This is a genomic window from Anoxybacillus tepidamans PS2 (genome assembly GCF_000620165.1).
GTDB classification, from domain to species: domain Bacteria; phylum Bacillota; class Bacilli; order Bacillales; family Anoxybacillaceae; genus Anoxybacteroides; species Anoxybacteroides tepidamans_A.
In genome coordinates this window covers 145,375-171,243 of the sequence record NZ_JHVN01000001.1, presented here as the reverse complement: position 1 = coordinate 171,243, position 25,869 = coordinate 145,375, and the positions used below count along the sequence as shown (strand labels likewise).

Below are 25,869 nucleotides of genomic sequence, written 5' to 3'. Positions count from 1 at the left end.
AGGGGAGATGGAGATGTTGAAAATTGGTTCGCACGTATCGATGAGCGGCAAAAAAATGCTGCTTGCAGCCAGCGAAGAAGCAGTTTCATACGGGGCAAATACATTTATGATTTATACGGGGGCACCGCAAAATACAAAAAGAAAAAAAATTGAAGAATTAAACATTGAAGCGGGACTTGCTCATATGAAAGAGAATGGAATTGAAGAAATTGTCGTCCATGCACCGTATATTATTAACATTGGCAATACAGTCAACCCCGCGACATTTCAGCTTGGTGTCGAATTTTTACAGACGGAAATCGAGCGGACAGCGGCTATCGGAGCGAAGCAAATTGTCCTTCACCCTGGCGCGCATGTCGGGGCTGGGATTGATGCGGGAATCAACAAAATTATTGAAGGATTGAATGAAGTGCTGACTTCTGATCAGCATGTGGAAATTGCCTTAGAGACAATGGCAGGGAAAGGATCGGAGTGCGGCAGCCGTTTCGAAGAGTTGGCGAAAATTATTGATGGCGTCACGCACAACGACAAGCTATCGGTTTGTTTTGATACGTGCCACGTTCACGATGCCGGATATAATATCGTTGAAGATTTCGATGGTGTTTTAGAGGAATTTGACAAAATTATTGGCATCGAACGGTTAAAAGTGCTTCATATTAATGATAGTAAAAATGTGCGTGGCAGCCGGAAAGACCGCCACGAAAATATCGGTTTTGGCCATATTGGATTTCAGGCGCTTAACTATATCGTTCATCATCCGCAACTCGCTTCTATTCCAAAAATTTTGGAAACTCCATATGTTGGTGAAGACAAAAATAACAAAAAACCACCGTATCGTTTTGAAATTGCAATGCTGCGCGAGCGACAGTTCGATGAAGACGTACTTCAAAAAATTATGCAATCATAGAATAGGCGATCTCCGTTGTGAGATCGCTTATTTTTTGTTTATAAACTTTAGAAATAATTCATTTGCTTGTTTAGCGGTTTGGGGAGAGGTAATTTTAGCTAACTCCCGTACCCATTTTGCTCTTTCTTGAGGGTTGAAAACATTAATTTTATTGTTGCGGGCGATATGAATAATCTGTTTCGCTTCTTCAATAGATAGTGAAATACCGTAATCGCGGCTGTATGACACAAGCTCTTCAGGGGTGATTGTTTTAATCTTTTGATTAATGAGTTGTTGATAAAGATTCATCGCTATCTCCTCCTCTTATGTATCGTATGAAACAGGAGGCTGGAGCGTGTTATGTATAATAAAAGAAAACACATGCAATGAAGTCAGCGATTATGTATTAGCCCGCATTTATATATTATTTTTGGGTGCGAAACAATAAGGGAGAAGCCATTAATCAATCTGTGAAATAGGACGGAAATTAGCCATTTATTGAGCTTGTTCGTTTACAAATCGGAAGCTTTTCGTTATACTACATTCGTAGATAAATCGTAATCATTCTTAATTTCGAAAATCTTAGGTGGGAAAAGCATGAACACAGAAACTGTATTGCAAGTTGATCACGTATCATTTCGATATGAGAAAGAAAATGTGTTAGAGGACGTGACGTTTTCCGTTCCGAAGGGGGCTTTTCTAGGACTAGTCGGTCCGAACGGTTCAGGGAAATCGACTTTGTTAAAGTGCATACTTGGTTTATTGAAACCGCAAAACGGTAGCATCTCATTGTTCGGCACCCCTATTGCCGCATTTAAAGAATGGCATCGTGTCGGTTTTGTGTCGCAAAAAGCCAACAGCTTCAATACTGGATTTCCGGCCACTGTATACGAAGTTGTTGCCAGCGGGTTAACAGCGAAACTTGGGCTGTTTCGTTTTTTGAAAGAAAAAGAAAAGCAAGCCGTTCGCGAGGCGATTGCTGCGGTCGGAATGAGCGAGTTTGCGAACCAGAATATCGGAGAGTTGTCAGGGGGACAACAACAGCGCGTCTTTATTGCCCGGGCGATTGTAAGCAACCCAGAGTTGCTTATTTTAGACGAACCGACTGTTGGAGTTGACGTGCAACATGTTCAAAATTTTTATAATATGCTTGATGAGTTAAACCAACGCCTAGGTATTACGTTAATATTAGTAACGCATGATATTGGGACGATTACGGAAAAAGTCACGCATGTTGCCTGTTTAAATAAACATCTTTATTTTCATGGGAAAGCAGCAGAATTTGCTGAATTGCAAGAGCATGATTTTTCAACGTTTTACGGCCATCATCTTCATGTGCTTTCCCATCAGCATTGACGGAGGGCTTTGTAATGATTGAAGCGATGTTTCAGTATGAATTTTTGCGCAACGCGTTTTTCGCAGGCATTTTAATTGGATTAATAGCGCCTTTACTAGGAGTATTTATTGTTGTTCGCCGATCGGCGCTTATTGCTGACGCGCTGAGCCACGTCACATTGGCAGGAATCGCCGCTGGTTTATTACTTGAGAAAAAAGTAAGTGTATTTACTTCATGGAATCCGTTGTATATTGGAATGGGGTTTTCTGTTACAGGGTCATTGCTGATCGAAAAATTACGCAGCGTGTATAAACATTATCAAGAGTTGGCGATTCCGATTATTTTATCGGGCGGCATCGGTTTAAGCGTCATTTTTATTTCACTTGCCGACGGATTTAATACGGATTTATTCACATATTTGTTCGGAAGCGTCAGCGCTGTCAGCAGGCAAGATGTTTGGATCATTTTAGGAATTGCATGTGCTGTTATCGCGACAATTTGGTTGTTATATAAGGAGCTATTCCTTCTCTCGTTTGATGAAGAATATGCAGTGGCATCGGGCATTCGAGCAAAAACCATTCATTTTGTGTTTATTGTGCTAGTGGCGCTTGTGATTGCTGCGTCGATGCGAATTGTGGGCATTTTGCTTGTATCGTCGCTTATGACGTTGCCGGTTGCCGCCAGCATTCGCATAGCTAAAGGTTTTAAGCAAGCGCTTATTTACTCCATTATATTCGGTGAATTGTCAGTAATCGCTGGGCTGTTTGTATCATACGAGATCGATTTGGCACCTGGTGGAACGATTGTAATGTTAGCTGTGCTTATTTTATTGCTGTCTATACTATGGAAAAAATGGAGAAGGGGATCATAAAATATGAATGTCGCACAAGCCATTCAACTAATGAAGGAAAAAGGGTTTAAACATACGGGAAAGCGGGAAGATATGCTGCATTTATTTGCAGAAACCAATAAGTATTTAACAGCGAAAGATGTGCTAGATGCCTTAAAAGACGAATATCCCGGACTAAGCTTTGACACAATTTACCGCAATTTGTCACTGTTTGTTGATCTCGGTATTTTAGAAACGACAGAGTTATCCGGTGAAAAACACTTCCGCTTTAGATGTGACATCGCCCATCATCATCACCATTTTATTTGCATGGAATGCGGCATGACGAAAGAGATCGCGACGTGTCCAATGAATGGATTGCTTGAACATTTGCAAGGGTATGAGGTATCTGGTCATAAATTTGAAATATATGGGAAATGCCCCGAGTGTCAAAGGGATATCTCGCTATGAGGAGATATCCCTTTTGTTTCACATATTCACCGAGAAGTCTCCCATCTTGAAACGACGTGTAGGTGGGAGAGGTTCAGCGAAATAGTTCGTCAATATGTTTTTTGGCTTCAAGCCACGTGTTGACCCGAATCACCTGCTTCGGTAAAGGTCCTTGGTTATACGGCGTATCAAATAATATGACAGGAATGTCGCACTGTTCGCCGATGTCGCAAGCGTTGTCGTATTTGTCTTCAAAAAAAGCGGCGATATTATATGTTTTTACCGCGGCAATCTTGTCATGCGAACCGATTAGTTCAATGTGATGGTAATGTACGCCATGTTTTTGAAACCATTGTTCTGTAATGTCGTATAGGTGTTTGCCACGGGCACTAATGTAAAACAGTTCATATTTGTTTTTCCAGCTGTCGATCACTTCAAGAGCATTCGGCGCTAGAGGTGCCTCAGCATAAATCATCCCTTCATATTGTTCCATCCAACGATCGATCTCTTCTTCGGTTGTATCATACAGCGGCGCTAAATTGTATTGAGTAATATCATTTAGCGTCAGTTCTTTTTGAAACGATCGATTTAAGTAAGGGATAAATGTGCTGGGACATGTTACAGTTCCGTCGATGTCGATGCCGAGTCTTTTCCTCATTGCTGTTTTTAGCACTCCTTTCCCTCTATATTGTAACATACCGCACGTATTTTTCCTTATGATGAAAACATTCGCATCAATATTTTTTCAGTTATAACCTATACTATAAATGCTCCTTACTTAAGGAAAGCGAGGGAACAAGATGACCGATGATCGCAATCGCACGTATAACGAAAGTTACGTGCAACGAATGAGAGAAGTGGATACGGAGCCTGATTTTATGGAAGAAACATCCACAGAAATCGCTGAACCGATTCGTCGATACGACGAACGGGATGAGAGAGAAGGAGCAGACGGAACAGGGCTCGGTTGGACAGCGTTAGCCCTTGCCATTCTTTCCCTGTTTATTATGCCAATTATTTTAGGAGCAGCAGGGATTATTGTTGGTTTTATCGCGCGCCGGCGCGGTGCAGAAACGTTAGGTGCTTGGGCGATCGGCATCGGAGCGGTGTCGATCATCGTGAAGCTGTTTATTTTGCCATTTTATTACTAACGTAAAAAGCTTGACGCATTTGCGTCAAGCTTTTTGTGATTGCTTTTGTTTAGCGTAATATTCCTCCGCAAGTTTATCCACTTCTTTTTTCAATTCTTCGACCATTGTTTCTTCTGGAACTTTGCGGACGATTTTTCCATGGCGGAAAAGAAGTCCTTCTCCGCGCGCCCCAGCGATGCCGATGTCAGCTTCTCTCGCTTCCCCTGGTCCGTTTACAGCGCAGCCAAGCACGGCAACTTTAATTGGCGCTTTAATTTTTGCAATGTAATCCTCAATTTCATTGGCGATGCTAATGAGGTCAATTTCGATGCGCCCACAAGTTGGACAAGAAATAAGGGTAGCGGCATTAGAAGCAAGTCCAAAGGTTTTTAGCAATTCCCTTGCTACTTTTACTTCTTCTACCGGATCGGCGCTGAGCGAAACACGAATCGTGTTGCCGATGCCTTTGCTTAAAATCGCCCCTAAACCAGCAGCGCTTTTGACTGTTCCAGCAAACAATGTGCCCGATTCAGTAATGCCAAGGTGAAGCGGGTAGTCAAACGTGCGCGCCGCTTTTTCGTACGCTTCAATAGCCAGGCGAACATCTGATGCTTTTAGCGATACGATGATATCGTGGAAGTCGAGTTCCTCCAAAATGCGGATATGGTGCAAAGCGCTTTCGACCATGCCGTCCGCTGTTGGATATCCGTATTTCTCTAAAATACGTTTTTCTAACGAGCCAGCATTAACGCCAATCCGGATTGGCACGCCTCTTTCTTTTGCGGCTTTTACAACCGCCTCCACTTTTTCGCGACGTCCAATATTTCCAGGATTGATGCGAATTTTATCCGCACCGCCTTCAATCGCCTTTAGCGCTAATTTGTAGTCAAAATGAATATCAACAACAAGCGGAATATTAATGCGCTTTTTTATTTCAGGAATCGCATTGGCCGCGCGTTCGTCCGGACAAGCGACACGGACCACTTGGCAGCCTGCTTCTTCTAGCCTTTTTATTTCAGCAACGGTTGCCTCGACATCATGCGTCTTTGTTGTCGTCATGCTCTGAATAACGACTTCGTTACTTCCGCCGATCGTCAAATTTCCGACTCGAACGGGGCGGGTTTTTGAACGATGGATAATTTCATTCACAAAACATTCGCTCCTTTTAAGAAACAAGTTCATGTCTGCTTCTCAACTATTGTAACAATGTTAAACATCGATTGACAAGAAATTCGTTAATTTCTCTTATAGACCGGAAATTTATACGTTTTCCCGATCTGTAGAGCATTTGCTTTTACGCTAGGGTTCAATGTTTCAAAGTCTTTAATTAGTTGCTCAATAGGAACACGCAGTGCCCCGCCTTGCTCACGCTCCACGATGGAAAGTAATGTATCTCCAGCTTTTACCTCGACCATTTGATAGTTGATGGCTTTGTTGGTTTTCGTTGGCTCGGTATATATATGTTTTGGCTGTGCAGCAGTAGGCAGCGTCCCTTTTGTTACATCATGATAGACGATATATATAAATAAACAAAATAGGAGCAAGACGATTAGCTTTTTCATTTTTGTTTTCCCTCCTAAAGCGGCTATTAAGTATGTATGCTTGTCCTAATGAAATATACCTATATGTGGAGGAAACGCTTAAAAAATGGAACAGATCTTTACTGAAACTTAACATTTCATTAATAAAAGAATAAAACTTGTTCGTTACAATGAACTTGTGAATCAGATGATAGAAAAAATATGGAGGGTAAAAAGATGCTGAAAAGAAATCTCAAGTTAGCGATGGGGGCACTACTTATTACGGGGGCGCTTGCAGGATGCGGCAATTCTGACAGCACTGCGAAAGAGACAGGGGAAAACAAGAAAGAAGAAACAGCGCAATCTTATTCTGGAACGTTGACAGCAGCTGGTTCGACGGCGCTTCAACCTCTTGCTGAAGAAGCGGCGAATGAATTTATGCAAAAATATCCTGATGTTTCGATTACAGTGCAAGGCGGCGGAAGCGGCACTGGCGTGAACCAAGTAGCGGCAGGCGCTGTGCAAATCGGTAACTCGGATGTTCCATCAGCTGAAAAAATTGAAGATAAAACAAAAGCGGGAGAGCTCGTTGACAATAAAGTAGCAGGAATCGCATTTGCTTTAGTAGTCAATAAAGATGTGAAAGTTGAATCTTTAACAGCGCAACAAATTCAAGATATTTTCTCTGGTAAAGTGAAAAACTGGAAAGAAGTAGGCGGGAACGATGAGAAAATTAATGTCATTAACCGTCCAGCTTCTTCAGGAACGCGCGCAACATTTGAAAAGACGTTGATGAAAGGTGTTAAGGTAAACGACAGCATTGGAACAGTGCAAGATTCTAACGGTGCGGTTGAACAAGCAATCAAGTCTACCCCAGGGGCAATCAGCTATGTTGCGATGTCTTATCTAGTAGGCGACAAAGCGAATGCGCTAACAACGTTGAAAATTGATGGTGCAGAGCCAACGGTAGAAAATATTAAGGCACAAAAATATCCGTTCTGGTCTTATGAGTACATGGTAACAAAAGGTGAAGCACAAGACGCAGTGAAAGGGTTTATCGATTTTGTGAAAAGCGAAGAATTTGCTGCAAAAGTAAAAGAAATGGGCTACATCCCAATTTCTGAATTAGAATAATTGGATATCGTGGGCTGGCTATTTTCTAGTCAGTCCTCTTCGTTTGAATAATCGGGAAGGTGAAGCGACGATGAAGGGGAAAAAACCAATTAATTATTGGAAAAGTGAATACATTGGAAGAATGTTAGTAACATTTTGCGGTTTTTTAATTGTTTTTGCCACTCTTGCAATTATTGTGTTTATTTGCAGCAAAGGAATTCAATCGTTTACTCAAAGCCACATTTCGCTAAAGGAAATGTTGTTTTCGAAACAATGGGCTCCGAACGATTCTGCCCATCCGAAATACGGAGCGGTCATTTTTATTGTCGGTTCGACACTTGTATCGATTGGAGCCGTTTTGTTAAGCGCACCGATTGCGATTGCGCTAGCCGTATTTATCAACTATATATGGCCTGAATTTGGAACAAAAGTGCTAAAACCTGTATTAGAATTGCTTATCGGTATCCCATCGGTTGTTTACGGATTTTTAGGGGTGACTCTTCTTGTTCCAATGTTGCGAGACTCGTTTGGCGGAGTCGGGTTTAGTTTAATTGCAGGTATTATTGTTTTAAGTATTATGATTTTACCGACGATAGCAAGCATTGCAGCAGATGCGATCGGGGCTGTGCCGCACGCCTATTTGGAAGCTTCGTACGGATTAGGTTCGACGCGATGGCAAGCGATTAGCCGAGTGATCGTTCCTGCGGCCCGCAAAGGAATTTTAACAGGTGTCGTATTAGGGTTGGCCCGTGCGTTTGGGGAAGCGCTCGCTGTTCAGATGGTCATCGGAAATACTGTGAAGCTGCCTTCTGGGTTATATAGTCCAACGGCCACATTGACAGGAATTTTAACGATGGATATGTCCAATACGTTAAATGGAACGGCTTGGAATAATGCATTATGGACGTTGGCGATGATTTTGTTATTAATTTCTTTCTTTTTTATTTTAATTGTTCGAGCAATTGGACAAAGAGGTGGAAAATAACATGAAGGCAAGAACAGTGGATGCTATTTGGACAGGGATTTTATATGCGATTTCCTTTTTGGTTGTCGTTTTATTAGGCTTTTTCATTGTAACGATTATTTTAAGAGGATGGGGATTTTGGGATCCGCAGTTTCTTTTTGGCAATCCGAGCAATACGCAGGCAGGAGGCGGAATCGGGCCGCAGCTGTTTAATTCTCTGTACATGCTTGTATTGACGTTGCTTATCTCTGTGCCGCTAGGGCTTGGAGCGGGAATTTATTTAGCGGAGTATGCGAAACAAGGAAAGCTGCTTAGCTTCATTCGGCTATGTATTGAGGCGATGGCTTCCCTTCCGTCTATTGTTGTCGGATTGTTTGGCCTTTTAGTGTTTGTGACATTAACAGGGTGGGGCTATACGCTGATTGGCGGTGCGTTGGCGATTACGATTTTAAACTTGCCAGGTTTGACAAGGGTATGTGAAAATGCCATTTTAGATGTCCCATATAGCGTGAAAGAAGCAAGCCTTGGGCTAGGGGCAACAAGATGGCAGACGTTGGTGAGAGTCGTTCTTCCAGCGGCATTGCCGCAAATTATAACCGGCGTCATTTTAGCAGCGGGAAGAATTTTTGGAGAGGCTGCGGCTCTTATCTATACAGCAGGTCTAACGACGCCGTTCTTAAACGCTTCCGCTGACCTGTCGAGCAAATTAAATCCGTTCAATATGTTCCGGCCGGCTGAAACGTTGACTGTCCATATTTGGAAATTAAACTCTGAGGGAATCGTGCCAGATGCAAAATTAATTGCGGCTAAATCGGCAGCCATTTTAATTGTTATGGTTTTACTATTTAACATTGCCGCTCGGCTTATTTCCGTGTTATTGCAACGCTATTTTACAGGGAGCAAAGGTAGAAAAAAACGAAATGCCAACAAAATCGCTGTTTAACACATTCACCGAGAAGTCTCCCATCTCTAAGCAAAGTGTAGGTAGGGGAGGTTCATAAACGAGTAAACAACATAAGGATTTCAGTTGGGGGATTGAGTAGCTTGTGTTTTACCCGCGATTTATGATTTTTGTAAAATATCCTCTAAATCTAAATAGGAGATCGCTAACATTCGTGCTATTGCTTAATAGAAAAAAGGGGCTGACCCAAAACGCGAATGCGTTTTGGGATTAGCCCCTTTTTTACACCAAAATAGAAGAATCGCTCGTTTTCTGGTAGAATAGAGTCACCACAACAACCATCACCGGAAAAGGAGCGATTCTTTTATGAAACATGATCATATTTCTTTTAAAGAGTATACCATGGATAACCTCACGTTGCCAAGCAATATTGCCGATCTCATTCCACCGGATAATATGGCTCATGTGGTTCACGAAATGGTCGAGCGCATTCCGATGGAGACGTTTCTTCCTTACTATAAAGGCGGCGGTACCTCTTCTTATCATCCAAAAATGATGACGAAAATTATCCTCTACGCGTATACCCAAAAAATGTATCATGGTCGAGAAATTGCTCGACAATTAGAAGTTCATCTTCCGCTCATGTGGCTGAGTGGGTTTCAAAAGCCGGACTTCCGTTCCATCAACCGATTTCGTTCGGAACGGATGAAAGGGTTGATGGACGACTTGTTCCGAGAAATGATCACCCTGCTTGTTGCGGACGGCTATGTCAACATGGAAGACTATTTCGTCGATGGGACGAAAATTGAAGCGAATGCCAACCGATACACGTTCGTTTGGCGGAAATCCTCCGAGAAGTACCAAGAGAAATTACAAGCCCATGTGGATCAGCTCATTGCCCAGATCGATACAATTGTGGAAGAAGAAAATGCGGAAGAAATCGATGCTTCGCCTGCTTTTACTTCAAAAGAAATCCGAAAGAAAACCGAGGAGTGGGAAAAACGGTTGGAGGTCGAGCCGGACAACCAACCGTTGAAGAAGGCGGTCAAGAAGATGAAGGAAGACTATTTGCCCCGCAGTGAAAAGTACGAACACCAACTCCAAGTATGCGGGGACCGCAACAGTTATTCCAAGACAGATGAGGACGCGACGTTCATGCGTTTGAAAGAAGATCACATGCGAAATGGCCAACTGAAGCCGGCGTATAACGTACAGGTGGGCTCTTCCGATCAGTTCGTTCTGGGGTATTCGCTTCACCAGAGACCCGGCGATACTCGTTGTCTTCTGCCACACCTAGAGACGGTTCAAGAGAAGTATGGGGTGGTACCAAAACGCGTGACCGCTGACGCTGTCTATGGTTCTGAGGAAAATTACGTGAAACTCGAAGAAAAAAACATTTCCGCATTTATCAAGTACAACACGTATGAGAAAGAGAACACACGCAAGGTCAAGAAGAACCCGCACCATCCACAGAACTGGACATACAAGAAACAAGAGGACGTTTGGGTTTGTGCGAACGGGAAAAAACTGGTTCGTACAGGAACTTCGAAGCAGACCACAGAATCGGGATATACTTCGGTGATTCAGCACTACCAATGCCACGAATGCGAAGGGTGTCCGTTCCGTTCGGCCTGCACAACTTCCAAATATGGACGTACCATGCAGTGGAACCCTGTCTATCAAGAACAGAAACAGAAGGCTCGTGAACGATTGGAAAGTGAAGAAGGACAAGCACGGTACCGCCAACGCCAAACGGACATTGAGAGTGTGTTTGGGCAAATCAAGCAAAATCGCGGATTTCGCCGCTTTGTCCTCCGAGGCCTCCAAAAAATTTCGATAGAATGGGGGCTTATTTGCGCTGCCCATAATCTCCTCAAGAAAGCCGCTAAGGACAAACAAAGGGCCTTAACGGCGTAAGCAATGGAAACAAAAGGAGAAAAATCGCCCTTTTGTTTAATAAAATATGTAAAAATAAAGAAAGCTGACTCCAAAAGTCCGCTTTTTAGCGGACTTTTGGGTCAGTCCCTTTTTGTTGTTCAGTCTTGCATTTTAGCTGAAGGAATTTCTTTGATAGCTAAAAATAGGACGGTAACTGATACGAACCAGTGAATCATGGCAGCGTACGGCACGACTGTGCGCAATGTTTCCATGATTGTAAAGAAGACAGTGGATAATGTCACTGAATAAGCAGCCATCGTCCATGTGTGGCGATAGGAGATTTTTTTATCGAGCGTGCTTTTTAAAATGAGACCAATGAAGGCGAGAACAGAAACGCCAATAAATTTGCTTGCGCTTGTAAAAATATAGAGGAACAGAAACGCTAATGGAACAAGAACAGGCAACAATGATTGAATCGTTTCAATAAATGAATGCACATCTTCATTCGTTAGCTTGGCATTTTGCGCAAACATGGAATAGTTATAAAATTGTGTTTGATTGTTAGCAACAAGCACCGCTTCGTGCTTTAATAATCCAATCGCATTTCCGGCCCGTTCCACTTCTTCTTTTGTCATTTTCCCTGTGCTGTCAAAAACGATGGTGAGTCCGTGTTCAGTAATGACAATCGGTTTCGTCGCTGAAGAATGTAGTGTGCCATTTTCAATGGTGAAAGCAGGAATTTCATTTTTTAACAGCTCAGTTGTATAGCGAATTCCGTCGACGAAGCTTGTTGTGAAATAATAAGCGGTCGGCAATGTGGAAATTAAAGCTAGCACGAAGACGTATAAAATCGTTTTCCCGATTTTTTGGAAGCGAAATCGGGCAATATCTTTTGGTGAATATATACTTTTCCACATTTGTACGAATATGTTCATTGCTTGCACATCCTTCCCTTTCTTCCATGCCCATTGTATATCGTCACGCTTTATAATTCAACTCATGCAAAAAAGAATCTCGTCAACAAGAGATTCTTTTTTACATTATATTTAAGAAGATAAAAACATTTGGATAAAAGTTATGCAGCCATTACAGCCGATTTTGCGAAACGGGATAAAATGATTAGACTTTAAATGTACCAACGACTTTTTGCAGCTGTTTTACTAGTTCGTTTAAAGAATGGGCTGCGTGTGATACTTCATCGATCGAAGCACTTTGTTCTTGTACGACAGCGGCTGCGTGCTCTACATTGCCGGCGACCTGCTGAGAAACGGCTGCCGCTTCCTCGACATTTGCCGACATTTGTTGGGTTTGCGAACGGACACGATGGACAATGGAAGCCACTTCCTTTGATTCTTTAGCAATGTTGTTGACTGTTTGCGCGATTGTTTTAAATGACGTTTCTGTTTCGTGAACCATTTTGATCCCATTTTTGAGCACTTCTGATCCGCGCCCCATGGAGACAACTGCTTTTTCCATTTCTTGTCGGATTTCTTCTATAATCTCTTGAATTTGTTTGGCTGCCTGTCCGCTTTGAGCCGCTAACTGTCTAATTTCGTTCGCTACAACGGAGAAGCCTTTTCCGTGTTCTCCTGCTCTTGCTGCCTCAATAGCTGCATTTAAGGAAAGAAGATTCGTTTGGTTTGCAATTTGACTAATTAGATTAACAATTTTGTCGATACGTTTTGATTTTTCACTTAATGCATACACTGTTTCCGCCGTTTCGCCGATCGTTTGTTGCGCTAAATTCATTTGGTTTACAGTGCTGTCGACTAGTTGGTTCCCGATATGGGCTTTATGGGTGGCTTCATACGTCGATGTTTCCACATCTTTCATCAAAGCCGCCGCATATTCCATCCCTTGTGCGATTTCGTTAAAAAATAGAGAAGTTGTCATTGCAGAATGGGCTTGCTTTTCTGTTCCAGTTGCAATTTCATTCATAGCTGTAGCGATTTGCCCAAACGCTTCCTTTGATTGCTGCGAAGTGCGATGCAATGTTTCAGATGACATCATGACGTGTTTTGAACTTGTATCTAAATGTTCAATCAAGTCAGTTAGGCTGTCTGCCATTTGGTTGAATCCAGACATTAAAGCTTGGATATCATTGCTTAAATATTTAGCTTGCAATCGCACTTGCAAATTTCCTTCACCTATTTGCCGCATGGCGTGTTTTAAGTCGGCAATCGGTTTGAGAATTTGTCGTACGATAATAAATCCAATCATGCTGGCAACAAGGGTCGTCACTAGCGAAATGAGCAAGCTTATTTTTCGATATGAAAACACAGGTTGCAAATATTCTTCGTCTCTCAGCGCTAATACGTATAACTCTCCGTTCAAATCAACAGAATAAGCATAGCATAGCGTGAATCCTTGAAGATGGATCAATCCTTGTTTTTGCTCGTACATTTTCTCTATTGCCTGGCGGGGTATAGAAGGCAGTTGGCTATCGAATCCGGATAGTTTTTCGATATGTTTTTCTTTAGTGATAACAAATTGCATCGGCTGCAAATGAAGCGTGCGAAATTTTTGTTCATTTAATCTTAATACATATGGGAGCTTCTTATAGAATTGCTCATTTGTCGTTGTTGTTTTCAACATAGAGATTTTTTCAATGATGACTTCGGTAGAAAGTTGCATTTGTTGCTCAATAGATTGAACGGTCATTTCTTTGTTTTTCTTGTAGCCGACATAAGCAATCATAGCAGAGGAAATACAAGTAATAGAAATGATGACAAATGCTAATAGTGCCTGTAAACTCCATTTGCTAACAAACCGGGGGTGTAGGAAAGAAAGTGGGGATCTTCGCTGAATGGAGCGGCGAAAAATAGAGAGTTTTTGTTGCGTATTTTGTAATAAGTTGAGCCATATTTTTTTTCGTTGATTCATTGTTTTCTCCCCTTATTTTTCATACGTATATTAATACGCTATTTCCACTGTAGTGGATGATGTTTAATTTTTTGTTAAGGGGATGTATTAAAATTGTTAAGCTTATGAAACAAGCAAATAAATTGAAACATTGTGGCAATTTTGGTAAGCTAAATTTAAACGGACGGATCTTTCGTTCGTATACATAATGACAACAAAGGAGGAATTTCGATGGCTTTTGAATTGCCTCAATTACCTTATGCCTATGATGCGCTTGAACCTCATATCGACAAGGAAACAATGAACATCCATCACACTAAACATCATAACACGTATGTTACAAACTTAAACGCAGCACTAGAAGGACATGCTGAGCTGCAAAACAAAACGCTTGAAGAGCTACTCAGCAATTTAGAAGCGCTTCCAGAGAGCATTCGTACAGCAGTTCGCAACAATGGCGGCGGACATGCGAACCACACTCTTTTCTGGACAATTCTTTCGCCAAATGGCGGCGGCGAGCCAACAGGCGCTTTAGCAGAAGCGATCAACAAGAAATTCGGCAGCTTTGCTGCATTTAAAGAAGAGTTCACAAAGGCGGCAACAACTCGATTCGGCTCTGGCTGGGCGTGGCTTGTTGTAAATAATGGAGAACTTGAAATTACAAGCACTCCAAACCAAGATACACCATTAATGGAAGGAAAAACACCGATCCTTGGATTGGACGTTTGGGAGCATGCATACTACTTAAGATATCAAAACCGCCGTCCAGAGTACATCTCAGCATTCTGGAATGTTGTGAACTGGGATCAAGTAGCAAAACTTTACGAAGAAGCGAAATAATTTAAAAATAAGGATGGTTCTTTGATGGAACCGTCCTTTTTTATTTGTGTGTGATCATTAGGACATAAGCGGTTGCGGTTGGTATATGACTTCCTTTTCTTGTTATTGGCTGTATAGAATGATAAAAATATGCCAAACTACCCTTTAGATGAAAAGGGGAGTTTATCATGACGATGTTAAAAAAAATAACCGGTAGCGAACATGTGAATCGGGATCTAATACTATTGTTGTGTATTGGCGGTTTTTATTCGTTGAGCATCGCTCTTTCCAACACGTTTGTGAACGTGTATTTATGGAAACAATCTGGTCGATTCCAAGATTTGGCATTGTACAATTTAGCCATTGTCGTATTGCAGCCTCTGACGTTTATTTTGGCAGGACGGTTGGCGAAAAAAATTGACCGCATCATTGTTCTTCGTCTTGGGGTTTCTTTTTTAGCTGTTTTTTTTATGGCGGTGCTCATGGTCGGAAGCAATGCACGCCATTATTTATTATTGCTTGGAGCGTTGCTCGGGATTGGATACGGTTTTTATTGGCTCGCTTTTAATGTGCTGACATTTGAAATTACTGAGCCGGAGACGCGGGATTTTTTTAACGGGTTTTTAGGGATTTTAACGTCAGCGGCTGGCATGATCGGGCCGATTGCAGCGGGATATATCATTTCTTCGCTGGCGAAGTGGAAAGGATATACATTGATTTTTGCTATATCGTTAGCATTGTTTCTTGTGGCGGTTGCGCTCAGTTTTTTGCTTAAAAGAAGACCGGCAAACGGAAAATATGCTTTATTGCGCATTGTTAAAGAGAGGAAGAACAATAAAGATTGGCGGCTCATTACGAATGCGCATTTTTTTCAAGGGCTTAGGGAAGGAATTTTTGTCTTTATTATTTCCGTATTTGTGTATATGGCGACGGGCAGCGAATGGGCGCTCGGAAAATTTGGATTTGTTAATTCGCTCACATCGTTTATTGCTTATTATATCGTGTCGCGAATCATTAAGCCGTCTTACCGAAAAACAGCCATTTTATGCGGCGGCCTTCTTTTATACGCGGCTCTTTTCTTAATCGTTTTTGATCTTTCTTACGGGCGCCTTATGCTGTATGCGGCAGCGATTGCGATTGGCTATCCTGTGCTGCTTGTTCCATATTCATCGCTGACATTTGATGTAATCGGGAGAAGCTGGGAATCAGGAGAGATGAGAATCGAGTATATTGTCGTTCGGGAGTTGTTTTTAAACAGCGGACGCATTGTATCGATTGTCGCATTTTTGTTGACGATCACATTATTTAATGAGAAAATAGGGATTCCAGCATTGATGCTAGTGCTTGGGGCGGGACATGCCTTCATTTATTTTTGTGTCCGTCCCATCGGATTAAAAGGCAAGCGCTCCAATGAGGGAGAAGATGTGGTTATTCACCGAAATTTGACGAACAAAGAAGGAGGCTCTCCAGCATAAGAGCCTCTTTCATTATGTCGATTTTCTGGAAAAATGTCGTCGTTTCTTTTACAATAAAATAAGGAGTTGCGAAAAAAGTAGGGGGTTTTCGGCTTGAAAAAAAAGAAAAGGGCGCAAGTGCCGTTTCGCTTAAATATATTGTTTTTTGTCGTGTTTTTACTGTTTTCAGCCTTGATTTTACGCCTCGGAGTTGTACAGATCGTATATGGTGAGCAGTATCGGAAGGAAGTGGAGCGGACCGAAAACGTAACGGTGAGCACGCCGGTGCCGCGCGGAAAAATTTATGACCGATACAACCGCGTTATTGTTGATAACGTGCCGCTCAATGCGATTACGTATACGCGCACGAAAACGACAACGCCAGAGGATACGTTAAAAATTGCCGAACGGCTGGCGCAATATATCGATAAACCGGTTGATAAAATTACAGAGCGCGATATGAAAGATTATTGGATTTTAACGCGCAAGGAAAAAGCAGAAAAAAAGGTGAGCGAGGCAGAGAAGAACGCCCTTAAGAAAAAAGGGCTGTCTGATAAAGAACTCGACAAAAAAATATACGAATTGACGCTTGAACGAATTACGGCAGATGATTTAAAAGAGATCACGCCGAAAGAAATGAAAGTGTTGGCGATTAAACATGAATTAGACAGCGGCTATGCGTTGACGCCGCAAATTGTCAAAAACAAAAACGTGACGAACCAAGAATACGCCGTTGTAAGTGAACATTTAGAAGAATTGCCTGGAGTCGATACAACGACGGATTGGGAGCGCCGTTACGTATATGGCAATACGTTCCGCTCCGTTCTTGGAAGCGTCACGAGCGATGAAGATGGAGTGCCGCGCGAACGGCTTGATTACTTTTTAGCACGCGATTACAGCCGGAATGACCGCGTCGGAAAAAGCTATTTAGAAGCGCAATACGAAGATGTGCTGCACGGCAAAAAAGCGAAAGTGAGAAACATTACGGATAAATCAGGAAATATCATCGACACGGAAAATGTGTATGCGGGAGAACCCGGCAAAGACCTTGTTTTAACGATTGATATAGAATTACAAAAACGTGTAGAACAAATTATTCAAGAAGAACTCCAGGCAACCAAAAGAAAAGGTCGTTCGCCACTGTTAGATCGTGCATTTGTGGTTATGATGAACCCAAAAACGGGTGAGGTGCTAACAATGGCTGGGGTGCTATTGCAAAAAGACGGAAGTGGGAAAGCAAAATTTGTGGATTATTCCATTGGTAATATTACGTCTGCTTATGCAATGGGTTCAGCTGTTAAAGGAGCAACGGTCTTAACGGGATTCCAGACTGGGGTGCTTCACCTGAATACTTATATTAAAGATGAACCACTATACATTAAAGATACGAAACCTAAAAAATCATGGAAGAATATGGGGTTGATTAATGAGTTAACAGCATTAAAGCAATCGTCTAACGTCTATATGTTTAAGACTGCGATTGCGATTGGCGGTGGTATATATCGCCCGAATGAACCGCTTGATATTAATCCTAAGGCGTTCACAACAATAAGACGCTATTTTAGCCAATTTGGGTTAGGTGTAAAAACAGGCATCGATTTGTCAAACGAAATTAACGGCTTTCAAGGGCAGAACACAAGTCAACCTGGTCTTTTGCTCGACTTAGCGATTGGGCAGTACGATATGTATACACCGATGCAAATGGCGCAATACGTTTCGACGATCGCTAACGGCGGTTATCGCATGAAGCCACAAATTGTGAAAGAAATTCGCGAGCCAAATAATAATGGAAAAGAACTAGGTCCTATCATCCGGGATTTTGAGCCAATTGTACTAAACCGCATTGATATGAAAACAGAATATATTAACCGAGTGAAGGAAGGATTCCGGCGCGTAATGCAAGAATCGGGAGGAACAGCATATTCATATTTTGCAAGCGCTTCTTATAAACCAGCCGGAAAAACGGGGACAGCCCAAGCTTTTTACGATGGACCGATTAAGAGTCGTCAAAACGAATCAACATATAATTTAACGTTAGTTGGTTATGCACCATATGACAACCCAGAGGTGTCATTTGCTGTTGTGGTTCCGTGGGCAACACAGGGAGAAAGTGATGGGATTAACAACCGAATCGGTCGTCGAATTTTAGATACGTATTTCGAGTTAAAGGCACAGCGGACCTCTAAGACTAAAAATCGTTCTAGTGTTGATACGGATGGCGGAACAACTTCCACTAATTTAAAAAAGGTATCTGGTTGAGTTCATATCTATAGCTATTATGTTAAGAAAAGTACTTGTAATACCGCGTGAGATTAGGTACTTTACCTAACTGAAATGGTAGGTATAAAGAGGATATTTTTTTCAATTAATTTTACCAATTACTTAATAGATGGAAGTAGTTTGTAGGGGATAGAGCCTAGTTTATCGATAAAACCAAGCTTATTTTTGATAGTGGAGAGGTTGGCAACGGGAGTGTTTCAGGATCTATGAATTCGTGTCGTTAAGTTCCTAAGCAACTCTCCATTTTTTACCATATTCTAATTTACACTCAATTGAATAATTTAAATAGAGACTAAATCATGGTTCATGTGAGGAGTTACGATGTTTTTGGAAAAATCTCTTTCTAAGGGATCGACCATCTCTGCCTCAAGAGATACTAAAACGCAGTGTTTTACCCCCTCAACTTTAATTGGAAGCTATCGGAATTGTTTAAACCTCCTATGTTAGGTGGATATAATTTAAAAACATATTTACTAAATAAAGAAAAAGGTTGAAATAAAAAAGAAAAGTAGCGTGTTTACCTCTACAATTAGTACATACCCTCCTATCATTCTTGTAGGGGGGTTTTATTGTTTTTGTTTTATACAGAACTTTTTTTCGTGAAGGTGGGCATTGTTTTTACTGATCTGTTGGAAAGTTTCACAAGCGTCTTTAGTGATTGCAGCTAGTATAGATTCGGTTGGAAGCAGACATTAAATGTATATCGTTATCGCCTATGGTTACACAGTTAAGGTAGATGATTACAAGAAAAACTTGAAAAACAGTTATAAAAATAAAAAAAGAAGGACCGATGCAGTCCTCGTGTAAAAATTTTTAAGCAGGTGATTTTTTAGAGAAAACAATCAGCCTTAATATATACATCTTGTATACTTTTTATAACAATATTTGTCTATTCTTTATCTAGTCCAGCTTTGGGAGTAAGCGGTTTGCATTAAATCACTTGTAACGTATCCATCATAAATTTGCACTTTAATTCTGTGAGGTTTTTCGAGTACATTTGAGATGTTGCTGAAAGTTACATTTAGATTTTTCTTAGTGTCAAAACTGTACTCAGCATATCCTGCTTTCGTTGAAATATCGTGCCAAGCACCGTCTGTATATCGCTGCAATGTTAATTTTACGTAAACGTATGAGTTATAAGCTGCTTCATAAGTAGCATATACATTTAAATAATCTTCTGAAGTGTAGACGTAGGCAGTTCCACCATAAGCAAAATTAGAATTCATAGGAATAGCGGTCTTTGTGGTTGCCGCACTTGCATTATCAGATACTCCCACTACTCCAATTATTGTTAAAACAACTGCAATTAACAATGTTTTAAGCTTTTGAGTCATTGTTCCTTCTCCTTTCCTCTTAAAAACCTTAATTTACTATTCCAAATTGTTCAAAAAGAATGCGTTGCAAAACACGTAATTGGATGTACTAACAAACATATAAAAACTCACCTGTTACCAATTTATATAATGACCTGAAGAATGAAAGAAGAATGAGCCCAAGGCAATGCCCTATATGATATTGGATCACACCTAATTAATTTTTATGAAAAATGAAGGATTAACTATTAAACACTTTTCATTTAAAATATGATTGATTGATGATCGTTTAAAAATTGCCACGTAACACGTAAATAAGATAAGGTGTAAACAAGTGTGATCGATTGAAATAGCCCAGACAGTGAGACTTTGCTATTAAGTTGTATATGTTTGCATTCTAATTACAAGCTTGAGTTTTAGTATGTTTTTGCAACGCTAATTGAAACAGAAACACCTCCCTCTTATTCAATTAGCTAGTTTAATATATTACAAAAAATGTATATCATAAAAAAAACACAATTTCAATATTTTGGTTAATTAATTAATTATTTACAATTTTGTTATTATTTCAAAAATAACATTATAACTAATTAATGTATTATTTTTTGAATATTAGATTTTCAACAATACTTACTTGTACTTTAAAAATTAATATCACCTAGGATATCGTATTTCTTTTTGTTATCGGGAAATATAATATGACCTAATAAGATAAATACCCCAGCATTTCGTCTACATAGAAATAGAATGATTATTTTTCGTACCACATGCTAAAGTACGCAAGACAAAAAGGCACTTTTTTAAGTGCCTTTTTTGTTTTACAAAAGCTTAACAATCCCTTAAAACATGATTAAAAGTCGGATAGTATGCTAAAAGTGTGATAAAAACGATGGCTTTATATGTGTTCGTTGCGAAATTTGTCGCTTGTACAAAAGGGTAGAGAGAGAAAATTTTTGGGGATCATTGGCTCATTAAGTTCATACGGATGGAGGAAGATGATTCAATGGGATTAACAATTGTAAAGGAGCAGACGGCAGTTAAGCCGGAAGCGATGGGGAAAAAAAATGTCGTATATCGTACGAATGAACTAAATTTGTGGTACGGTGAGCATCACGCTTTAAAAAATATTCATCTCGATATTTACGAAAATGAAGTAACAGCTATTATCGGCCCGTCCGGCTGCGGAAAATCGACATATATTAAGACATTGAATCGAATGATCGAATTGGTGCCGAACGTCCGCACATCAGGAGAGATCATGTATCGCGGCCGAAATATTTTCGATAAGTCGTATCGTGTTGAAGAATTGCGCACACAAGTCGGAATGGTGTTCCAAAAACCGAATCCGTTCCCGAAATCCATTTACGATAACGTGGCCTATGGTCCGCGCATTCATGGCATTCGCGATAAAAAAACGTTAGATGAAATCGTTGAAAAAAGTTTGCGCGGTGCTGCGCTATGGGATGAAGTAAAAGACCGGCTGCATGACCATGCGAACGGTTTATCCGGCGGACAACAGCAACGTTTATGTATCGCCCGATGCCTCGCGATTGAACCGGACGTCATTTTAATGGATGAACCAACTTCAGCTCTCGACCCAATTTCAACGTTAAAGGTAGAAGAGCTCATCGAAGAACTAAAAGAACGATACAGCATTATTATCGTGACTCATAACATGCAGCAGGCAGCGCGCATTTCCGATAAAACGGCGTTTTTCTTAAACGGTGAAGTTGTTGAATACGCCGATACCAACCAGTTGTTCTCAACACCAGCCGACAAACGCACAGAGGACTATATTACAGGACGATTTGGATAAGAGAAAAGGGAGCAGAGTGGCGATGAGAGGAAAATTTGACTATGACTTAAAAACGCTGCGCCAAAAATTGGTGGAGATTGGGGATTTGACAAAAACAGCGTTGCGCCAGTCCATTGAGGCGTTTCAAACGAAAAGCATTGATCAAGCGCTTGAAATTATTGAACGGGACAACAAAATTGATGTGCTTGAAGAAGAGATTAACGATTTCGCCATTTTGCTTATAGCGAAGCAACAACCGGTGGCGATCGATTTACGACGGATTATTGTCGCTATTAAAATCGCAACAGATATTGAACGAATCGCTGATTTTGCAGTCAATATTGCGAAGGCGACGATTCGAATGGGAGATCAACCGTTTGTAATGGAGACGGAAAAAATCGTCCGTATGCATCATATCGCACTCGAGATGGTGTCGTTAGGATTAAAAGCATATTATGACGAAGATGTAGAATTGGCGCGGAAAACGTCGGACATGGACGATGAAGTGGATGAATTATACGGTCAGATTATGAAAGATTTGCTGCAGCTGACTAAAAATAATCAAGACAGCTTTGCTCAAGCGAACCAGCTTTCTTTAGTTGCCCGATACATTGAGCGGACAGCAGACCATGCCACCAATCTAGCGGAACACGTAATTTATCTTGTCAAAGGAAGACATTATGATTTAAATGGATAAGTAAAAAGGTGAACCTTATGCAAAAGAAGGTTCACCTTTTTGTGTTTGTTAAAATTTGTGCAATTTCTTCATACTGCATGTCGCTGCGTATTTCGTATGTGCCAGGGCGAACGGCACGTGTGAGGCCGTGCGCCTCCAAATAGTCTGTCAGCCCTTTCGCGTCAGCAATAATATGAGCTTCTTCTAACTCTTTCGCAAACTTCTCAGGCACGTCCCCTTGTTTAATAACAAGATGATAAATATGAATCGTTTTTGGCGGTTCAGGCTTTAGCTTTTGCGGCGTGTTTATTTGTCCTTTCTTCTTAGCGGCTTCCTGAAGCGCTTTATATTCGTTTTCGCTAAGAAGAACGAGCTTATTTTTTTTCAAGTATGCATCAAGCTCTGACTTAGTCAGCGGCTCGGAAGGTGTGCTGTAGTAAATTGTTCCAAGGCAAGCGGTTGCTAATAATATTCCGAGCGCAAACGCACGAATGATCCCTTTATTCATCGAGTCATCCCTCGCAAAATCATCCGTACTTCTTCGACCGTCAATGCTGTTTCACGCGCAATTTGCTCGTTCGAAAGCCCCTGTTTGTAAAGCATCCATACGCGGTCGCGAACGGACACATGCGGATCATCGCTTCGTTTGGAAGCCGTTTGCCAATGTTGTTCATTGTTTATTAGCAGTTCTTCTTCTAATATTTGTATCCGCTTTTTAATTTGATACGTTTCTTGGGCCAGCGAAAGCGTTAAATGATCAATCTGTTCCTCCATACTTTTTAGACGATCTTTCCCAAAAAACGAAACAACGAAAAGAAGCAGCGATATGATTATAAGTGCAACCATTGCATATTCCATCATTACTATCACCCTTTTTGAATATATCATAAATAAATGTATAAAATCGACAAAATGTCCATATTGTAAGCGTCATTCGAAAGAAATAAAATGGAAATTGAGGAAATGTTGCGGGAAGATTCTGTCAAAATCGGAATAGGGGGTGAGGGGATGTGAAAGCTGTCATTATGGCTGGAGGAAGAGGAACGCGCCTGCGTCCGCTTACTTGTAATGTTCCAAAGCCGATGGTACCGCTTGTCGGAAAGCCCGTGCTCGAATATGCAGTCGAGTGGCTTAAGCGGTTTGGGGTGACCGATATTGCCATCACGATTCAATATTTGGGGGAGGCTATTAAAAACTATTTTGGAGACGGACAACGTTTTGGAGTGAACATTTTCTATTTCGAAGAGAGCGAGCCGCTCGGTACAGCTGGAAGCGTTAAAAACGCTGCTTCTTTTATCGACGATACGTTTGTGGTAGTGAGCGGAGATGCGCTAACTGATATTAATTTATTAGAAGCGGTCGAGTTTCACCGCCAGCGCCGCGCGCTTGCTACGGTTGTGATGTCGCAAAAGGCGCATCCGCTCGATTACGGCGGGATGATCGTTTCCCGTGAAGGGAAAGTTAAACAGTTAATTGAAAAGCCAAAATGGAATGAAGTGTATAGTGATTTTGTGAACACAGGCATTTATATTTGCGAACCAGGTATTTTAACATATATTAACGAACGCGAAAAATGTGATTTCAGCAGCGATGTTTTTCCGTTGTTATTGCAAAAAGACGCCCCTTTATATGCGTTTTTAGCTAAAGGGTACTGGCTTGATATCGGTACGATTCAACAATATCGAAAAGCACACATCGATATTTTAAATAAACATGTCAATGTTTCAATTAAAGGAAAGGAATTGTTTCCCCATGTTTGGGTCGGGTCGGATGTACAAATCGAGGACGGTGCGGTTATTATGGGGCCTTCGTTTATTGACAAAGGGGCCACGATTCGCAAAAATGTAAAAATTGACGCTTATTGCGTTATTGGAGCGAATACGCACGTGCAAGAGCAAACTTCGATTAAGAGAAGCATCATCTGGGAGCGCGCCTACATTGGAAAGCATTGTGAACTGCGCGGCAGTATACTAGCGAGCGATACGTATTTAGCGAACCGTGTAGAATTGCTGGAACAATCTGTCGTTGGCAGCCATTGTATGCTTCAGTCTAATGTGCATGTAAAACCGAATATTAAGATCTGGCCAGGGAAAACGATCGCGGAAGGAACGGTTGTCCATTCTTCGGTATTTTGGGGAAAGCAAACACAAAAGCCGCTATTCGGGACGCGCGGCATTTCGGGTGCTGCTAACATCGAAATGACTCCAGAATATGCTTCGAAGCTAGCTTCTGCTTATGGAAGCACTATTCCGATTAACGGGAAAATTATTATTGCCAGTGACGGGCATCCGTTTACACACCTCATTAAACAAGCGTTCGCTCAAGGGCTGCATGCTTCAGGTGTGCATACAGCTGAATGGGCGGAAAGCGTGACAGCTCCCGTTGTGCGCCATCAGTTATTGCAATCGGCCTATGACGGAGGGGTCTATATCTTTTTAGACGAAAAAGAACAAACCGTCTATATTGACTTTTATGATCAAAGCGGGTACCCCATTGATCGTTTTCAAGAAAAAATGATCGAGCATGCTTTTGTTCAAGAGCAAATTCGCCGTGCCTCTCTTAATCAAATTGGTTTTTCCGAACATCATTTGCGTCCAAGTACCCCCTACGTTCAGGCGGTACAAAAACAAATCCATTTGCCGCTTAGCGGCTGCAAAGTCGTTGTTGTTGGAGAGTCCAACGTTCACCGTCTCGTAGAAGAGATCTTTCGCAACCATCATTGTGAAATGATTATGTTTAAAAACGAACCTGCTTATGAGTTAGCAAACTATATGAAAACGGCGAATGCTCTATTTGCTATCATTACGAATAGTGACGGGGAACGGTTTTCACTTATGGATGAGCGCGGAAATATGGTGCCAGAAGAGCAGCTTCTCTCTCTTTATACGATTGTTTCATTATGGTTCCATTCCAATCATCCGGTACCGATTCCCAATTATGCTCCCTCTGCTCTTGAAGGGATTGCTGAACGTCTCAACGGGAAAATCAAACGGATGAATGGAGCACGAAGAGAGATGTTGCGTGCATGGTCTCATCCTTTTCATTTTTGCTATGACGCGATTTATGCGCTTGTCCAATTGCTCCAGTTTTTATCTATCGAAGGGCGCCCATTGTCGCAGTTGATCGCTTCGATTCCCCACATGTATTGGCTTAGAGAGTATGTCTTTTGTCCGTGGAATGCCCGCGCTCTAGTGATGCGCAAGTTGATGGAGGAGGAAGTAGAGGCAAACATCGATGTAAATGACGGTATTAAAGTATATCATCCTGACGGAGGATGGACGTTTATTTTACCAGAATTGGATCAGCCGGCATTCACGATTTACTCCGAGGCGTTGGATGGACAAAAAGCACGGGATGCAGTAACCTACTATATAAAAAAAATCCGCCAATATCAAAATGTATAAATTAAATATGGAAATTGACGCAAAAAAGTGCTATCATAGAAAAGTCTGATTATAAGTTTATCATAGTTTGGAGGGAAGAATGATGCGCGTAAACATTACATTAGCATGCACAGAATGCGGCGAGCGTAACTATATTTCAACAAAAAATAAACGCAACAACCCAGACCGTCTTGAACTGAAAAAATATTGCCCAAGAGATAAAAAGGCAACGCTTCATCGCGAAACAAAGTAAGCAGTAGGAAAGGATTTCCTGCTGCTT

25 protein-coding genes are annotated in these 25,869 nt (G+C 41.4%); 16 read left to right on the top strand and 9 right to left on the bottom strand.

What is annotated here, in order from left to right:
• Positions 1–13 precede the first annotated feature (13 nt).
• Positions 14–907, top strand: coding sequence for a deoxyribonuclease IV (locus N667_RS0100990; protein WP_027407825.1), 894 nt, complete (start codon positions 14–16; stop codon positions 905–907).
• A 27-nt stretch (positions 908–934) separates the two neighbouring features.
• On the opposite strand, the gene N667_RS0100985 is transcribed toward N667_RS0100990, so the two are convergent.
• Positions 935–1,195: a DUF2624 domain-containing protein gene (locus tag N667_RS0100985; RefSeq protein WP_027407824.1), complete on the bottom strand. Its 261-nt coding sequence runs from the start codon at positions 1,193–1,195 to the stop codon at positions 935–937.
• Between the two features lie 288 nt (positions 1,196–1,483).
• Here N667_RS0100985 and N667_RS0100975 point away from each other — a divergent pair, with 288 nt between their 5' ends.
• Genes N667_RS0100975 through N667_RS0100965 form a run of 3 tightly spaced genes read left to right on the top strand, consistent with a single transcriptional unit; the run spans position 1,484 to position 3,522 of the window.
• The gene (locus N667_RS0100975) at positions 1,484–2,242 is read left to right on the top strand and encodes a metal ABC transporter ATP-binding protein (RefSeq protein WP_027407823.1); all 759 of its coding nucleotides are present in this window, start codon (positions 1,484–1,486) and stop codon (positions 2,240–2,242) included.
• Positions 2,243–2,256: 14 nt separating this feature from the next.
• Entirely contained in the window at positions 2,257–3,093 is an 837-nt protein-coding gene (locus tag N667_RS0100970) for a metal ABC transporter permease (protein WP_027407822.1), read from the top strand.
• Positions 3,094–3,096: 3 nt separating this feature from the next.
• Entirely contained in the window at positions 3,097–3,522 is a 426-nt protein-coding gene (locus N667_RS0100965) for a Fur family transcriptional regulator (protein WP_027407821.1), read from the top strand.
• A 73-nt stretch (positions 3,523–3,595) separates the two neighbouring features.
• Here N667_RS0100965 and N667_RS0100960 read toward each other — a convergent pair whose 3' ends face one another.
• Positions 3,596–4,159: a nucleotidase gene (locus tag N667_RS0100960; protein ID WP_027407820.1), complete on the bottom strand. Its 564-nt coding sequence runs from the start codon at positions 4,157–4,159 to the stop codon at positions 3,596–3,598.
• Between the two features lie 142 nt (positions 4,160–4,301).
• On the opposite strand from N667_RS0100960, the gene N667_RS0100955 reads away from it, so the two are divergent.
• A complete protein-coding gene (locus N667_RS0100955; RefSeq protein WP_027407819.1) occupies positions 4,302–4,652 on the top strand; it encodes a DUF456 domain-containing protein in 351 nt (116 codons plus the stop codon).
• A gap of 24 nt (positions 4,653–4,676) precedes the next feature.
• Here the strand turns inward: N667_RS0100955 and ispG are convergent, their stop codons facing one another.
• Together ispG and N667_RS0100945 are read right to left on the bottom strand one after the other, a co-directional pair.
• Positions 4,677–5,780, bottom strand: a complete 1,104-nt coding sequence (ispG, locus tag N667_RS0100950) for a flavodoxin-dependent (E)-4-hydroxy-3-methylbut-2-enyl-diphosphate synthase (protein WP_027407818.1) — start codon at positions 5,778–5,780, stop codon at positions 4,677–4,679.
• Between the two features lie 86 nt (positions 5,781–5,866).
• A complete protein-coding gene (locus N667_RS0100945) occupies positions 5,867–6,193 on the bottom strand; it encodes a LysM peptidoglycan-binding domain-containing protein (RefSeq protein WP_027407817.1) in 327 nt (108 codons plus the stop codon).
• Positions 6,194–6,388: 195 nt separating this feature from the next.
• Between N667_RS0100945 and N667_RS0100940 the strand changes: the two genes are divergently transcribed.
• From N667_RS0100940 to N667_RS0100925, 4 genes are all read left to right on the top strand, one after another.
• Entirely contained in the window at positions 6,389–7,285 is an 897-nt protein-coding gene (locus N667_RS0100940) for a phosphate ABC transporter substrate-binding protein PstS family protein (protein WP_035097747.1), read from the top strand.
• Between the two features lie 70 nt (positions 7,286–7,355).
• Positions 7,356–8,249, top strand: coding sequence for a phosphate ABC transporter permease subunit PstC (gene pstC / locus N667_RS0100935; protein ID WP_027407815.1), 894 nt, complete (start codon positions 7,356–7,358; stop codon positions 8,247–8,249).
• Between the two features lies 1 nt (position 8,250).
• On the top strand, positions 8,251–9,171 hold the full coding sequence (pstA, locus tag N667_RS0100930) for a phosphate ABC transporter permease PstA (RefSeq protein WP_027407814.1): 921 nt from the start codon (positions 8,251–8,253) through the stop codon (positions 9,169–9,171).
• A 324-nt stretch (positions 9,172–9,495) separates the two neighbouring features.
• Complete coding sequence (locus N667_RS0100925) at positions 9,496–11,046, top strand: IS1182 family transposase (RefSeq protein ID WP_027407813.1); 1,551 nt, start codon at positions 9,496–9,498, stop codon at positions 11,044–11,046.
• A gap of 119 nt (positions 11,047–11,165) precedes the next feature.
• On the opposite strand, the gene N667_RS0100920 is transcribed toward N667_RS0100925, so the two are convergent.
• Both N667_RS0100920 and N667_RS0100915 read right to left on the bottom strand, forming a co-directional pair.
• Positions 11,166–11,942, bottom strand: a complete 777-nt coding sequence (locus N667_RS0100920) for a DUF1189 domain-containing protein (RefSeq protein ID WP_027407812.1) — start codon at positions 11,940–11,942, stop codon at positions 11,166–11,168.
• 184 nt (positions 11,943–12,126) lie between these two features.
• Entirely contained in the window at positions 12,127–13,890 is a 1,764-nt protein-coding gene (locus N667_RS0100915; RefSeq protein ID WP_027407811.1) for a methyl-accepting chemotaxis protein, read from the bottom strand.
• Between the two features lie 210 nt (positions 13,891–14,100).
• Between N667_RS0100915 and sodA the strand changes: the two genes are divergently transcribed.
• The 3 genes from sodA to N667_RS0100900 all read left to right on the top strand — a co-directional run bounded on the left by sodA (position 14,101) and on the right by N667_RS0100900 (position 18,401).
• Positions 14,101–14,709, top strand: a complete 609-nt coding sequence (gene sodA, locus N667_RS0100910; protein ID WP_027407810.1) for a superoxide dismutase SodA — start codon at positions 14,101–14,103, stop codon at positions 14,707–14,709.
• Between the two features lie 167 nt (positions 14,710–14,876).
• On the top strand, positions 14,877–16,163 hold the full coding sequence (locus tag N667_RS0100905; protein ID WP_027407809.1) for an MFS transporter: 1,287 nt from the start codon (positions 14,877–14,879) through the stop codon (positions 16,161–16,163).
• A gap of 93 nt (positions 16,164–16,256) precedes the next feature.
• Positions 16,257–18,401, top strand: a complete 2,145-nt coding sequence (locus N667_RS0100900; protein WP_027407808.1) for a peptidoglycan D,D-transpeptidase FtsI family protein — start codon at positions 16,257–16,259, stop codon at positions 18,399–18,401.
• Positions 18,402–19,318: 917 nt separating this feature from the next.
• Here the strand turns inward: N667_RS0100900 and N667_RS0100895 are convergent.
• Positions 19,319–19,756, bottom strand: a complete 438-nt coding sequence (locus tag N667_RS0100895) for a hypothetical protein (protein ID WP_027407807.1) — start codon at positions 19,754–19,756, stop codon at positions 19,319–19,321.
• Positions 19,757–20,738: 982 nt separating this feature from the next.
• Here N667_RS0100895 and pstB point away from each other — a divergent pair.
• Both pstB and phoU read left to right on the top strand, forming a co-directional pair.
• On the top strand, positions 20,739–21,551 hold the full coding sequence (gene pstB, locus N667_RS0100890; RefSeq protein WP_027407806.1) for a phosphate ABC transporter ATP-binding protein PstB: 813 nt from the start codon (positions 20,739–20,741) through the stop codon (positions 21,549–21,551).
• A 16-nt stretch (positions 21,552–21,567) separates the two neighbouring features.
• The gene (gene phoU, locus N667_RS0100885; protein WP_027407805.1) at positions 21,568–22,227 is read left to right on the top strand and encodes a phosphate signaling complex protein PhoU; all 660 of its coding nucleotides are present in this window, start codon (positions 21,568–21,570) and stop codon (positions 22,225–22,227) included.
• A gap of 31 nt (positions 22,228–22,258) precedes the next feature.
• On the opposite strand, the gene N667_RS0100880 is transcribed toward phoU, so the two are convergent.
• Complete coding sequence (locus tag N667_RS0100880; RefSeq protein ID WP_027407804.1) at positions 22,259–22,714, bottom strand: endolytic transglycosylase MltG; 456 nt, start codon at positions 22,712–22,714, stop codon at positions 22,259–22,261.
• Positions 22,711–23,067 carry a hypothetical protein gene (locus tag N667_RS0100875; protein ID WP_027407803.1) on the bottom strand — a complete coding sequence of 119 codons (357 nt, stop codon included), beginning with the start codon at positions 23,065–23,067 and terminating at the stop codon, positions 22,711–22,713. Before N667_RS0100875 ends, N667_RS0100880 begins: the two co-directional genes overlap by 4 nt.
• 149 nt (positions 23,068–23,216) lie before the next feature.
• Between N667_RS0100875 and N667_RS0100870 the strand changes: the two genes are divergently transcribed.
• Positions 23,217–25,610 carry a sugar phosphate nucleotidyltransferase gene (locus N667_RS0100870; protein WP_027407802.1) on the top strand — a complete coding sequence of 798 codons (2,394 nt, stop codon included), beginning with the start codon at positions 23,217–23,219 and terminating at the stop codon, positions 25,608–25,610.
• 82 nt (positions 25,611–25,692) lie between these two features.
• A complete protein-coding gene (gene rpmG / locus N667_RS0100865; protein WP_027407801.1) occupies positions 25,693–25,842 on the top strand; it encodes a 50S ribosomal protein L33 in 150 nt (49 codons plus the stop codon).
• Positions 25,843–25,869 lie beyond the last annotated feature (27 nt).

Excerpts from the sequence above, each read along its gene's own strand:
- N667_RS0100940 (WP_035097747.1), top strand. The coding sequence starts at position 6,389 with ATGCTGAAAAGAAATCTCAAGTTAGCGATGGGGGCACTACTTATTACG.
- N667_RS0100990 (WP_027407825.1), top strand. The coding sequence starts at position 14 with ATGTTGAAAATTGGTTCGCACGTATCGATGAGCGGCAAAAAAATGCTG.
- pstA (WP_027407814.1), top strand. The coding sequence starts at position 8,251 with ATGAAGGCAAGAACAGTGGATGCTATTTGGACAGGGATTTTATATGCG.
- N667_RS0100880 (WP_027407804.1), bottom strand. The coding sequence starts at position 22,714 with ATGAATAAAGGGATCATTCGTGCGTTTGCGCTCGGAATATTATTAGCA.
- N667_RS0100955 (WP_027407819.1), top strand. The coding sequence starts at position 4,302 with ATGACCGATGATCGCAATCGCACGTATAACGAAAGTTACGTGCAACGA.
- sodA (WP_027407810.1), top strand. The coding sequence starts at position 14,101 with ATGGCTTTTGAATTGCCTCAATTACCTTATGCCTATGATGCGCTTGAA.
- pstB (WP_027407806.1), top strand. The coding sequence starts at position 20,739 with ATGGGATTAACAATTGTAAAGGAGCAGACGGCAGTTAAGCCGGAAGCG.
- N667_RS0100975 (WP_027407823.1), top strand. The coding sequence starts at position 1,484 with ATGAACACAGAAACTGTATTGCAAGTTGATCACGTATCATTTCGATAT.
- N667_RS0100985 (WP_027407824.1), bottom strand. The coding sequence starts at position 1,195 with ATGAATCTTTATCAACAACTCATTAATCAAAAGATTAAAACAATCACC.
- pstC (WP_027407815.1), top strand. The coding sequence starts at position 7,356 with ATGAAGGGGAAAAAACCAATTAATTATTGGAAAAGTGAATACATTGGA.
- N667_RS0100960 (WP_027407820.1), bottom strand. The coding sequence starts at position 4,159 with ATGAGGAAAAGACTCGGCATCGACATCGACGGAACTGTAACATGTCCC.
- N667_RS0100920 (WP_027407812.1), bottom strand. The coding sequence starts at position 11,942 with ATGAACATATTCGTACAAATGTGGAAAAGTATATATTCACCAAAAGAT.
- N667_RS0100875 (WP_027407803.1), bottom strand. The coding sequence starts at position 23,067 with ATGATGGAATATGCAATGGTTGCACTTATAATCATATCGCTGCTTCTT.
- N667_RS0100945 (WP_027407817.1), bottom strand. The coding sequence starts at position 6,193 with ATGAAAAAGCTAATCGTCTTGCTCCTATTTTGTTTATTTATATATATC.
- rpmG (WP_027407801.1), top strand. The coding sequence starts at position 25,693 with ATGCGCGTAAACATTACATTAGCATGCACAGAATGCGGCGAGCGTAAC.
- N667_RS0100965 (WP_027407821.1), top strand. The coding sequence starts at position 3,097 with ATGAATGTCGCACAAGCCATTCAACTAATGAAGGAAAAAGGGTTTAAA.
- N667_RS0100925 (WP_027407813.1), top strand. The coding sequence starts at position 9,496 with ATGAAACATGATCATATTTCTTTTAAAGAGTATACCATGGATAACCTC.
- N667_RS0100970 (WP_027407822.1), top strand. The coding sequence starts at position 2,257 with ATGATTGAAGCGATGTTTCAGTATGAATTTTTGCGCAACGCGTTTTTC.
- N667_RS0100905 (WP_027407809.1), top strand. The coding sequence starts at position 14,877 with ATGACGATGTTAAAAAAAATAACCGGTAGCGAACATGTGAATCGGGAT.
- N667_RS0100915 (WP_027407811.1), bottom strand. The coding sequence starts at position 13,890 with ATGAATCAACGAAAAAAAATATGGCTCAACTTATTACAAAATACGCAA.
- N667_RS0100895 (WP_027407807.1), bottom strand. The coding sequence starts at position 19,756 with ATGACTCAAAAGCTTAAAACATTGTTAATTGCAGTTGTTTTAACAATA.